This is a genomic window from Proteinivorax tanatarense (genome assembly GCF_040267685.1).
GTDB lineage: Bacteria > Bacillota > Proteinivoracia > Proteinivoracales > Proteinivoracaceae > Proteinivorax > Proteinivorax tanatarense.
In genome coordinates this window covers 1,986,860-1,999,574 of the sequence record NZ_CP158367.1, presented here as the reverse complement: position 1 = coordinate 1,999,574, position 12,715 = coordinate 1,986,860, and the positions used below count along the sequence as shown (strand labels likewise).

Below are 12,715 nucleotides of genomic sequence, written 5' to 3'. Positions count from 1 at the left end.
ACTCAATGTATAATCTAATTAAGAATAATTACTATTACTTCAAAGGTCTATTTAATAAAAAATTTAATTATTATCTAATAACAATTTAATAAAAATTTATTAGGAATTGTAAAATTCTAGAACTATAGCATGGATAAAAGTAGAAATAAACCTCAGATTCTTAGCCTAGGCTTAAAAATGACATTATGATAGCTGGCTTGGGGTACTTTTTAATTGTCATATTAAGTGTTGTAGAATTTTGCAATAGTCTATTAGAAATTATATTTTGGAGGGATTACATATGGATAAAAAAACTTTAGAAAACTTAAAAGAGGCATTTGCTGGTGAATCACAAGCAAATAGAAAATACTTAGCTTTTTCAAAGCATGCTGAAAAGGAAGGGCATAAAAATGCAGCTAAAATGTTTAAAGCAGCGGCTTTGGCTGAAACGATCCATGCCCATTCCCATTTAAAAGCTATGAACGGCATTGGAAGTACAGAAGAAAACCTTAAAGAAGGAGTGGAAGGAGAAACTTTTGAATTTGAAAAAATGTATCCTGACATGGTTAAAAGAGCAGAAGAAGTAGGTGAAAAGCAGGCTGCAAGATCTTTTAAGTTTGCCATGGAAGCAGAGAGGGTTCATGCAGAACTATATCAAAAAATGCTTGACAACATAGATTCCGATGAAGAATACACTTTTCACTTATGTAAGATTTGTGGCAATGTTGAACTAAAACCGGTGGACAAATGTGTTATCTGCGGAGCAGGTTCAAAAGCATTTGAAATAATAGAATAATTCCCCCTAAAGAGTGGCTGTAGGTACAGTCACTTTTTTTTGCAAATAAAAACTGAATTTGCAAACAATATACAATAAATGAAAAATAACGCTTATATTACGATTGTGTAAAGATAAATTACATGATATAATTAGGGTGTCGAAGTAAAAAAAGGGGGTACATATATGGGAGTATTCAGGTATCTGACTCAATTTTTTAGAAAGTATAAGTGGTACTATTTTTTTGGGATTTTTTGGCTACTAGTAGTTAATGTAGTTCAGATGATGGTCCCAAGGCTGTTGGGTAATATAACCGACAGTTTAGCCCAAGGTATGCTTGATGCAAGAGGTTTGTTGATGTATGCATTAATGATACTAGGGATTGGTTTGATTATGGGATTTGGCAGAGCGTTGTGGAGAATATTCATTACTGGATCTGCAAGAAGGTTGGAATATTATCTTAGGACTAAACTTTTTGCACACCTTCAAAAGATGTCCCCTAACTATTTTAATAGAATGAAAACAGGCGATTTAATGGCACATGCTACCAATGATATTAACGCTGTTCGCATGGCTTTTGGTGGTGGGATTATTATGGCTACCGATGCTATTGTATTAACTTTATTAGCTGGAGGGCTGATGGTAGCTCAAGTGGGCTGGCAGCTGACTTTAATCGCAATTATACCATTGCCTATTTTAGCTGTATCAGCCAGTTCTTTTGGCAGGATAATTCATAGTAGATTTAAAAACGTTCAAGCTGCTTTTTCTACCATGACTGAATCAGTACAGGAAAACCTAGAAGGAGCAAGAGTGGTGAAGGCATTTGTTCAAGAGGATGAAGAAATAAAGAGGTTTGAAGAAGCTGCACAAAAGCATGTGGATACAAATGTTCACTTAGTTAAAGTTTGGGGTATGTTAGAGCCCTTAGTACAAGTTTTAGCTACAGCAAGTGTAATTTTAATAGTAATGTTTGGAGGTAGAGCAGTAATAAATGGCAGTATTTCTATAGGTGACTTTGTTGCTTTTAATAGCTATTTGGTCATGCTGATTTGGCCTATGATGGCCATAGGTTGGGTTATTAATGTTTTACAGCGTGGTAGAGCTTCTATGGATAGACTGAATGCAATTTTAGATGAACAGCCGGATATCTATGATGGCGACAACGCAAAAGATGTAGATGTTCAAGGAAATATTGAAATAAAAGACTTATCTTTTGAATATGAAGATGGGCACAAGGCCTTAAAAAATATAAACCTTAATATTAAAAAAGGTAAAACTGTGGCAATAATAGGAAGAACAGGAAGTGGTAAGACTACCTTAGTTAATTTATTGTTACGTTTGGCTAATCCTCCTCGAGGAACAATATACGTAGATGGGGTAGATATTAATGATATTAAGCTAAAAAATCTACGAGAAAGCATAGGATACGTACCTCAAGATAATTTTTTGTTTTCAACAGATATTTCCAATAACATAGCTTTTGCTTTAGAAAAAACTAACACCATTGAAGTCGAGGAAGCAGCAAAATTTGCACATATTTATGATAATATTATCGAGTTCCCCGAAAAATTTGACACCATGGTAGGAGAGCGCGGCGTAACTCTATCCGGAGGGCAAAAACAAAGGATTTCTATTGCAAGAGCAATAATAAAGGACCCAGAAATTTTAATTTTAGATGATAGTCTATCCGCTGTAGATACTCAAACAGAGGAGGAAATATTAAAACAACTGGAAGATATTATGAATAATAAAACAAGTATCATTATATCTCATCGTGTTTCAACTGTTAAGGACGCTGATGAAATAGTTGTTATGGACCAAGGAGAAATTGTAGAAAGAGGCAATCATGATGAGTTAGTAAAACAAGGTGGCTTGTATGCCAACCTGAACCATAAGCAGCAGTTGGAAGAAAAGCTGGGAAGCGCATAAAGGGGGATGAGTTATGGCTAATCAAAATTACCATGAAGAAGAAAAATTAGGCAAAGCATATGACGGGCGATTAATGAAAAGGTTATTAAAATATAGTGCACCATATTGGAAAGCATTTTTAATTTCAATACTATTGCTTGCTGTAGTCACTGGAATTCAGATAGCTAGACCATATATTGTGGCGGTAGCGATTGATGACTATATATTCACCTCCCCCATGATAGCTTTTGAACCAGGCGAAGAACCTCAAGAAGGTATTGAACATCAAGGTAAAGTATTTATTAAAGAAAGGCACCTTGATAAAGATTATCCTGAAAACCCTAAGTATCAAATTATGGTGTATGAAGGAGAAAACTATTTAGTTCCTTCTACATTTCAAAGGGAAGAATACACCATAGAAGAACGCCAAGGAGAAGTTTTTTTCATCAACGAACAAGGTGAGTTTACAGGGGATATAATGGATGAAAACACATATAGTCATTTCCGCGAAAATGACGTTAAAGGTTTGACAAGGCTAGGAATCACTTTTTTAGTTATAGTGCTACTAGGATTTGGTCTTAATTATGCTCAAGTACTTATTTTACACAAAACCTCTTTTAAAATTATTTACAATTTAAGAGTAGAGGTTTTTACACATCTTCAAAATATTCAACTGTCATATTTTGATAAAAGTCCAATAGGTAGACTGGTAACAAGGGTAACTAATGATACCGAAAGGTTAAAAGAAATGTTTATTGGTGTCATGGTTAATGCTTTTAGAGATATTTTTATGTTAATTGGTATAGTAATAGTCATGCTTAGATTAAATTTCCAGTTAGCTCTTATAGCTCTATCTGCCATTCCCTTTGTAGTAATTGCCAGCATTATTTTTAGAATTAAAGCTAGGGCAGCCTATCGAGAGGTCCGTACAAAACTAGCTAGAATAAATGCAAGCATAGCTGAAAACATATCTGGGATGAAGATAGTACAGATATTTAAACAAGAGGATAAAAAATACAATGAGTTTGATGAAATAAATAAAGGACATTTAAGTGCAGCTCTAAGGGAAGTGAAAATCTTTGCTATTTATAGGCCGGTTGTGGATATTCTTCACTTTTTAGTATTAGCCCTCATTGTTTGGTGGGGTGGAGGTTCGGTAATGGATGGAACTTTGGAGATTGGAGTGCTTTACGCTTTCACTACTTATATAAGAATGTTCTTCCAGCCAATTAACGCTATAACCGAAAAGTATAACATATTACAAGAGGCCATGGCTTCATCAGAAAGAATTTTCCAATTGCTGGACACTGAAATAGAAGTTACTAATCCTAAGGAACCTAAAAACCTACCCAAAGTAGAAGGCGCTATAGAATTTAAAAATGTTTGGTTTGCTTATAATGACAACGAGTGGGTGTTAAAGGATATTAACTTTGAAGTTAAACCAGGAGAAACAGTAGCTTTTGTTGGCGCCACTGGGGCAGGGAAAACTTCTATAATAAACTTAATTAGCCGCTTTTACGATATACAAAAAGGTGAAATCTTAGTAGATGGAATAAATATTAAAGATGTTAAACAAGAAGAATTGAGGAAAAATATTGGTGTTGTATTACAAGATGTGTTTGTGTTTAGTGGAGATATAAAAAGCAATATAAGACTAAACAATGACCATATAGACGATGAAAAGATAAAGGAAATTGCTAGAACTATATATGCTGATACTTTCATAGAAAAACTTCCTGGAGGGTATGAGCATGAGGTTCAAGAAAGAGGTTCAACTTTATCTTCTGGTCAACGGCAATTGTTAGCCTTTGCTCGTGCTTTGGCTTTTGATCCTTCTATTTTAGTTTTAGATGAAGCTACTGCAAATATAGATACCGAAACAGAAAGTATTATTCAAAACGCATTAGAGAAGTTACAAGAGGGTAGAACTACTTTAGTGGTGGCACATCGTCTTTCTACTATACAAAACGCAGATAAGATTATTGTAATGCATAAAGGTAAAATTAGAGAAATGGGAACACATCAAGAACTGTTAAACAATGGAGGAATTTATCATGATTTATATCAACTCCAATATAAAGAGCAACTAGCTCAGTAAAAAAAGGTGCTGCCTCTCTACACTTGGCAGCACCTTTTTTAAGTCAGTTCAAAATCTAGGAAACTTTCTGAGACTGAAATTAAGGGTTATGGGCAATTAGACCTACTTTTTTATATTATTAAATATAAGATATTTTTAGCAGGAAAAAAACGGACTAAAGTCGAAACTTACATTTATGGAAATACAAGCGGGAGGAGACACCATGTTTAATCAAATTCAAACCCTAGAGTGGCTTATCGAAGACGCCAACGAAAATGTAAGATATCTCACTGCTAAAAACATCTTGAATATGCCACAATGCTCCTTAAAAAGGTTAAAACATAATATAAAAAGCGATATAACATATATAGACGCAATAGCAAATCAAAATGAAGACGGTAGCTTAGGAAGTGGAAACGTTTGGGATGGTACTCCTGCAATACTGCTGAAGCTAGTTCAAAGGGGTTTTGATATTTCTGATCCTAACATTCACAAAAGTTGCAGACATATATTGGAATATCAAGATAAAAATTACAGATGGGCTGCTATGTTAAACCAAGATCTAAGTGAATATCACCACTGTTATGCTGTGGACAGTTTTTTTCTAAAAACGTTACTGTTAGCAGGCTTTCCTCCTTTGGATATCAGAGTAAGAAAAAGTTTTGCAAAAGTTATAAAGCAGCAAAGTAAAGATGGAGGATGGGGGAAAGGATGTAAAAAATTTGAAAAAGGAATGAGCTGCCCTTTTAAAACGTTGCAAGTAATTCATGCTTTGAGCTTAGTTCAACTTCCTCAATATGAACATAAGTTAGAACAAGGCGTTAAATTTTTGAATAGCTATTTGAAAATCAAATCTCAACAACAAATAAATGAGTTGCTTTTGAAAAGGCTAGATATTTTAGAGTTTCTAAAGATTGCTGTAGATATTCTGCCTAAAGAAGATTTAAACTGGGCTAAAAAATGGGCTTTGACTTATTATAACGGTACATATTTTCAATTGCCTAAATTCCTTAAAGAAAATTGTTTAACTTATGGAGATTATTTTAGTGATAAAATGTCTAAAGAATTTTTTTCATACCATTTAACATACTTTATGTTTAAACTAAACACAAGTTCTTAGGAACTTGTGTTTAGTATTTTACCTCTGATATAATAAATTTAAAGGAGGAATTTAATAATGGGAAAAAATCAAAAAAAGATACTTTCAATTATTTCTGACGAAACATTAACAGTTGCGCAAAAGAAACATTTTTTATCCATAGAAGGGGAAAACATGCTACCATATGTAAATGTATCAGCTGAAACTCGCAGATTCTACGAACAGGGAATACTTTGTGACCTTTATGAAGGCAATGCCCCATATCGACCTAGATATGTGTTGCCTGACTATCAAAAACTATTAGAAAACGGTAGTGAATTTTTGGGGCTTAAACCTCCACAAGATTTTTTCGAAGCTATCCAAACCCTGTTAATTGCCTACAATCATGTTCCTTCAATTACAGGAAAACCAGTATATTTAGGGAATGTTGATACTTTGTTGCAGCCTTTTACTGGAGGTGTCAGCGAATGTGAACTTTATAAACAAATTAAATGGTTTTTAATTAACATAGATAGAGTTTTAGCTGATGGATTTTGCCATTTAAATATAGGTCCATATGATACTCTGGTAGGAAGAATGATTTTAAAAGCAGAAAGGGAATTAAAACAGCCTGTTCCCAATATTTCACTAAAATACTGCGCAAAATCCACTGAAGATGCCTTTTTAGAAGAAGCAGCCAAAACAGCCTTAATAACAGGTAAGCCCCATTTTCACAACCATAATCTTATAAAAGAACAGCTAGGAGACTACGGTGTTGTAAGTTGCTACAACAATTTGTTAATTGGCGGTGGAAGTCATACGTTAGTCAGGATTAACTTATTAAAACTGGCTAAAGAAGCAGATGGTTTAGAGGATTATAAAGAAAACTTATTGCCATTAGCGGTAAACTCCGCAGCTGAGTTAGCAAATAAGCGCAATGAATTTTTAGTTGAAGAATCAAAATTTTTTGATTCAGACTTTTTAGCCCAAGAAGGCCTAATTGACTTGGATAAATTCAGTTCTATGATAGGCATTTTTGGTTTAGCAGAAGTTGCCAATATGTTTAGCTCCGGCAAATATGGCAAAGATGAAGAAACAAACAAATTAGGTCTAGAGTTGGTTAAATTAATTTATGATAAATTGACAGAAATTGAAGGGAAATATTGCAAAGGTACAGCTAACAAACTAACGCTACATGCTCAATCAGGAATATCTGAGGATATCGAGGAAACTCCAGGTACAAGGGTGCCTATTGGTGATGAACCAGATCTTTATCAACACCTATGTGCAGTTATACCAATGCATAAATATTTTAACTCTGGGATTAGTGATATATTTATTTTTGATCAAACAGTTAAAGATAACCCCAAAGCTATGTGTGACATCATCAAGGGTGCCATGAAACAAGGAATTAGAACTTTTACAGCAAACCAAAAAGACAGTGATTTAATAAGAGTAACGGGATATCTTATAAAGAAATCTGATCTTGAAAATTTCAACAGCAGTAAAAAGAATCTTCAACTATCGGGCAATTTAGGTGCTGAAGCAGTAGTCAATCAGCGGATACTTAATCGCAAGGTCAGGAAGTTAAATGAATAATTTGCACATAAATAAAATAGTTGATTTTTCCTATGTTGATGGTCCAGGCAATAGATTGGTATTATTCCTTCAAGGATGTAACTTTAATTGTCAGTACTGTCATAATCCAGAAACCATTCCTGAAAGGAAAGCTAAAAGTTATACGGTGGAAGAAACCTTTAATTATATAATAAAAAGAAAAGATTATATTGCCGGTGTAACTGCTTCTGGGGGAGAATGTACTTTACAATGGGAACCATTAATGAAATTATTCGCTAAGCTAAAAGAGCAAACTCAACTTACAACATTTATTGACACTAACGGAAATGTCTGCGATAAAAAAATGGATGCTTTGCTAGGCTATACAGATGGCTTTATGATTGATTTAAAAGCAGTTAATTACGATACTCATAAACGTATCACTGGTAAAGGAAACGAGCAAGTAATTAAAACTATAAAAAAAGCAGTAAAACATAATAAATTGTATGAGCTAAGATATGTGTTAATACCGGAAATAAACGACAGTAAAAATGACTTAAAGGACTTAGCCAACTTTATAAAATATTTAAATGCTGAAACCTATTTAATGTTAATACCTTATAGGAATCAGGGAGTAGTTGGAGAATTTAAGTCATTGCCTTCTATGACTGAGGACCAATATAATAGGATTTTAAAAACAATGTATAGCTTAGGGTTAGAAAAAATTATTAAAAAAAGAAATTTTTTTTGCAAAAACTGAAACTTTTTCTCTTTTTATTCGTCTATATATATGAAAGGGTAAAGGGAAAAATAGATTCGGAAAAAGTCGAGCTAATTTTATTTTTCGACTTTAAACCAGCTACTATATTTTAGTGGCTGGTTTTTTCATTAATTAAAGTCAAAAAATAAAGTTGCTTTTCTTCTAGAAAAACAACAAAAAATAAGTTATCATATAATTAGTAAGGAGGGGACAAATTGAAAAAGAATTTAAAAAAACTTGGGGAGTTTATTTCTTCCAACATTCAGAGAATAGCAATTTTTATAATGTCCATAATTATCTTATCATCGGTAGCTTATGGTGCCCAATTTGCAAATCAAGCCCATAATATAGGGTCTGCATTTGAAGTATATTCACCTGCTGGGGTTGGTGAGATAGAGGGAGAGGAATTAGATCCAGAAGAAGTTTTAGGCTCTTTTGTAAATATTGCATTTTTGGGATTTGATGAGTCAGATAGTAGAGAAGATACTTTTTATAGACCTGATACTCTTTTTGTAGCGTCAATTGATATTGAAAAGAACACAGTGGATGTTATAAATATTCCAAGGGATTCTTACGTACAAATAGCAAATAGAGGCGGGCATAAAGATAAAATAAACCATGCATTTTATTATGGGCAGAGATTTGGTGATGGAGTAGATATAGAGTCTAGAAAAGAAGAAGGCTTACGGTATACTATGGAAACCATGAGTTGGGTGTTAAGTGACATTCCTATCCATAACTATGTAACGGTAGATATGGACGGTGCTGAAGAAATAATTGATTTAATAGGTGGTGTGGAGTTTTATGTACCCGGAGATGTCTACAATTATAGAGGGACCAGAAAAAGGCTTCAGCAGGGGAAACAAGTTTTAGATGGTGAAAAATTTATGTACTTAGCAAGGGATAGAACATCTTTAAATTCAAACGATTTTGAAAGAATTGAAATGCAAAACCAGCTGATGAAAGCTGCTTTTGAGCAAATGATGCAAGCTAACATGATTCCCAAAATTCCTCAACTATATAGGCAAGTCAATCATATGGTTGACACAGACTTGACAGTTGCCCAAATAACAGCTTTAACTCTTGTAGCAAATCAAATTGACTTAAATAATGATATCAACTTCCACACATTACGCGGAAGCACAGCGAGAGACAATAATGGAATTAGTTATGTAATGTTAGATGAGCATCAGAGAGTGTCTGTTATCAAAGAAGTATTTGGCATAGAATCCTCATGGAGAACTATAGTAATGCAAAATCCTTGGGTAGAAGAAGACCATAGAACAGAGGAAAAAGATGATCCAACTGAGGAAAATGACGAACATAATGAAGATGTAAAAGACCAGGATTTAGAAGAAGATAAAGATGGCGACAAAAATAGAGAAAATGATGAAACAGGTAAAGATGATGATAAAGATAAAGACGATGGTAAAGACAAAAATGAAGATCAAGACAAAGATAAGGACACAGACGATGATAAAAGTGAGGACGACGAAAAAGATAAAGATGACGGCAAAGATGATGGCGATAAAGATAGTGAAGAGAATGAAGATGAAGAAAATGTTTAAACATAAAATAGTGGCGATGTAAAAAAAGTCAAGTCAAGCAGTCTTGTATAGACCTGCTTGACTTGACTTCTTATTTAATTGTTTTTCAAAATTACATGCAGAACACTTAACATACTAATCATAGATAAAGCTAGTACTAGATATTGATTAATTCCAAAACCAACTAAAATAGAGCCTAAAAAAGCAAAAGCTCCTACAAACAAAGCATAAGGTAGCTGAGTATTAACATGGCTTATATGTGAACATTCTGCTCCAGCAGAAGATAAAATGGTACTATCTGATATTGGCGAGCAATGATCACCTAAAACAGCTCCACCTAAAACAGCCCCTAAAGTCGAGAGTATAAAATCAGGTGGACCAGCTACGGCAGTGGCTATTGCTATAGGGATCATTATGCTAAATGTTCCCCAGGAGCTTCCTGTAGAAAAAGCTACTAAAGCAGAAATACAAAACATAGTAGCAGGTAATAAAAATAGGGGTATCGAACCATCATCTACTATACTTGCTATAAATTGACCCACATTTAAATCTCCAATGACAGCTCCGATGGTCCAAGCCAAGGCTAGAACCACTATAGCACCCATCATAGTTTTCATTCCCTCTACAAAGCTTTCAAAAATTTCGTCAAAGGGCAAAGTTTTTTTAAAACCATATAAAACAAAAGTTATAACTACAGCTGTTAATCCACCATAAATTAGAGAATAAGCAGGATCGCTATTAGATAACGCTTCCCATAGATTAACATCACCTTTAAAGTACCCTCCTGTCCATACCATAGAAAGTATAGTAATTAAAACTAAGCTGCCAACAGGAACCAATAAATCCCAGATACTACCATTAGGTGCAGTTTCTTTACTTACAATCTCAGATAGCTTTGTATGATTTTTTTCCGCCTCCTTCATCGGACCGAAATCCTTACCTACAACTGTTATAAAGATTACCATGGTTAAAGCTAAAATAGCATAAAAGTTGTAAGGTATAATTGAAATAAATGTTGAAAAAGGATTTTTCTCAATACCGTAACGAGTAAACTCTTCAGCCATGATAGACATAACAAAGGCAATCCAAGTTGAGACAGGTGCAAGAATACAGACAGGGGCTGCAGTTGAGTCCAAGATATAAGCTAGCTTTTCTCTTGAAATATTCATTTTATCAGTAATCGGCCTCATAACAGCACCAACACTTAGAGAGTTAAAATAATCATCAATGAACATTAACATCCCTAGAAACCATGTGGTAAGTAAAGCACCTCTACGTGTTTTCACCCTTTTTGCAGCCCAGTTACTAAAAGAAATGGTAGCTTTACTACGACTGACCATTCCAATTATACCGCCCAAAAGTAGGCAGAATACCATTATCGGTGTATTCCACTCAGGGTCTGCAATACTTTCCATTAGAGTGACACTTAAATATTCCAAAGTTGATAATGGATTAAAACCATTAAGCATTAACCCCCCTATAATAATCCCTGACCCCAAAGAAAAAATAACCTGTTTAGTTATAATAGCTAATACTATGGCTATAATTGGAGGCAGTAAAACTAAAATTGAACTTTCCATAAACAAAACACTCTCCTTAATATATAATTAAACATAAAAAAACAGCCTAGAAATATCCAGACTGTTAAAACAAAGGTTTGGATACCCCACCTATATCTCAAAAAGAGATAGCACTCCACAGTAGACACGGTTACCTACTGTGACAGTCTTACAGCTGTTAACTGCAAAACCAGGAGAACACTTCTATGGATGAAATTTCTCCTTCGGCGGTTACTCCTTTCCTTTTGAATCAAAGCTTCCATACACTCCTCAAAAGTACTGATAATTCCCGCACCTCTACCTCACTAGATAGTGAGGTAACACTATTCAATTAACTATGCTATTTTAACATGGGCAACAAAAGCAGTCAACTACAACAAAAGGTGCCTAAACATGGATTGTGTGTCTTTTAAAAGTACTTTTATTCGAAATCTCCGACTACCTCTTTAAGCATTTCTCTTATGGGTAATTCATAAGGGCACTTGGTTTCGCATAAACCACACTCAGTGCAAGCAGAAGCTGGTACCGGTAAGGATTTATATCTTGGCAGCGCCCAATCTTTAAGGCCGTATCTTTTGTGATAACCATGGAAAATAAAACAAGAATGAATTTTTATTCCCTGGGGACAGGGCTGGCAATACTCGCAGCGTCGACAAAAGTTATGTTGCAGTTCTTCAATATCCTTTTCCATACCCTCTTTCTCATCAGAGGCTATTTTTAAGTTATTAGTAGCATTTACATTTTCAATTACTTGCTCTATACTCTCCATACCGGGGATAGCAACAGTAACAAAATCTTTTTGCAGAATATATTTAATGCTTGCCGTAGGGCTTGAAAGAGCCCCTCCGGCCATCGGTTTCATAATAATTGTTGCCACACCTTTATTAGTTGCCTTTTTCAACAAATCTTCGCTTTGAGTTTCTAAAAAGTTATAAGGAGCTTGTACAGATGCAAAAGGATAAACATCTAAAGCCTTTTCCAAAATCTCAGGCCTATGACCGGTAATTCCTATGTGACCTATATATCCTTTTTCCTGAGCTTTTACTAAAGCATTTATAGCACCATTATCAGGATCAAGACGTTCATTTAAATCACCCTCTGAAGAAACCAAATGCAGTTGATAAAGATCGATATAATCTCTACCAAAACTTTCAAGACTTTGCTGAATAGCTTCCTCCATTGATTTTTCATCCTTGGCCGGGGCTTTGGACGCTAAAACCCAGTAATCTTTGTGATTTTTAATTGCTTGTCCAATTTTTTTCTCACTATCAGTATATCCTTGTGCGCTATCGATAAAGTTAACACCCAGCTCCTTTGCCTTTGCAATTACTTCCATTGTTTGCTCTGGACTAATTCTTTGAATAGGTATGCCACCAAAACCTAAAGGATTAATACTTAAATCAGTGCTGCCAAATTTCCTCAACTTAAACACCCTCCTGTAATTATTTATTAGTAGGCGATTGTAAAATTCTACA

The 12,715-nt window shown here is 34.4% G+C and carries 9 protein-coding genes and 1 riboswitch; of the genes, 7 read left to right on the top strand and 2 right to left on the bottom strand.

Going from position 1 to position 12,715, the window contains the following annotated elements; genetic code table 11:
- Nucleotides 1–280 precede the first annotated feature (280 nt).
- From PRVXT_RS09910 to PRVXT_RS09880, 7 genes are all read left to right on the top strand, one after another.
- The gene (locus PRVXT_RS09910) at nucleotides 281–775 is read left to right on the top strand and encodes a rubrerythrin family protein (RefSeq protein ID WP_350342713.1); all 495 of its coding nucleotides are present in this window, start codon (nucleotides 281–283) and stop codon (nucleotides 773–775) included.
- A 165-nt stretch (nucleotides 776–940) separates the two neighbouring features.
- A complete protein-coding gene (locus PRVXT_RS09905; protein WP_350342712.1) occupies nucleotides 941–2,683 on the top strand; it encodes an ABC transporter ATP-binding protein in 1,743 nt (580 codons plus the stop codon).
- Between the two features lie 13 nt (nucleotides 2,684–2,696).
- Nucleotides 2,697–4,760, top strand: a complete 2,064-nt coding sequence (locus tag PRVXT_RS09900; RefSeq protein ID WP_350342711.1) for an ABC transporter ATP-binding protein — start codon at nucleotides 2,697–2,699, stop codon at nucleotides 4,758–4,760.
- A 202-nt stretch (nucleotides 4,761–4,962) separates the two neighbouring features.
- A complete protein-coding gene (locus tag PRVXT_RS09895; protein WP_350342710.1) occupies nucleotides 4,963–5,859 on the top strand; it encodes a hypothetical protein in 897 nt (298 codons plus the stop codon).
- A 57-nt stretch (nucleotides 5,860–5,916) separates the two neighbouring features.
- Nucleotides 5,917–7,416, top strand: a complete 1,500-nt coding sequence (locus PRVXT_RS09890) for a YjjI family glycine radical enzyme (RefSeq protein ID WP_350342709.1) — start codon at nucleotides 5,917–5,919, stop codon at nucleotides 7,414–7,416.
- Complete coding sequence (locus PRVXT_RS09885) at nucleotides 7,409–8,134, top strand: radical SAM protein (RefSeq protein WP_350342708.1); 726 nt, start codon at nucleotides 7,409–7,411, stop codon at nucleotides 8,132–8,134. Before PRVXT_RS09890 ends, PRVXT_RS09885 begins: the two co-directional genes overlap by 8 nt.
- Nucleotides 8,135–8,349: 215 nt before the next feature.
- A complete protein-coding gene (locus PRVXT_RS09880) occupies nucleotides 8,350–9,702 on the top strand; it encodes an LCP family protein (RefSeq protein WP_350342707.1) in 1,353 nt (450 codons plus the stop codon).
- Between the two features lie 74 nt (nucleotides 9,703–9,776).
- Here the strand turns inward: PRVXT_RS09880 and PRVXT_RS09875 are convergent, their stop codons facing one another.
- Nucleotides 9,777–11,261, bottom strand: a complete 1,485-nt coding sequence (locus PRVXT_RS09875; RefSeq protein ID WP_350342706.1) for a Na+/H+ antiporter NhaC family protein — start codon at nucleotides 11,259–11,261, stop codon at nucleotides 9,777–9,779.
- Nucleotides 11,262–11,361: 100 nt separating this feature from the next.
- Nucleotides 11,362–11,548: riboswitch (Lysine riboswitch) on the bottom strand.
- Nucleotides 11,549–11,661: 113 nt separating this feature from the next.
- Complete coding sequence (locus PRVXT_RS09870) at nucleotides 11,662–12,663, bottom strand: aldo/keto reductase (RefSeq protein ID WP_350342705.1); 1,002 nt, start codon at nucleotides 12,661–12,663, stop codon at nucleotides 11,662–11,664.
- Nucleotides 12,664–12,715 lie beyond the last annotated feature (52 nt).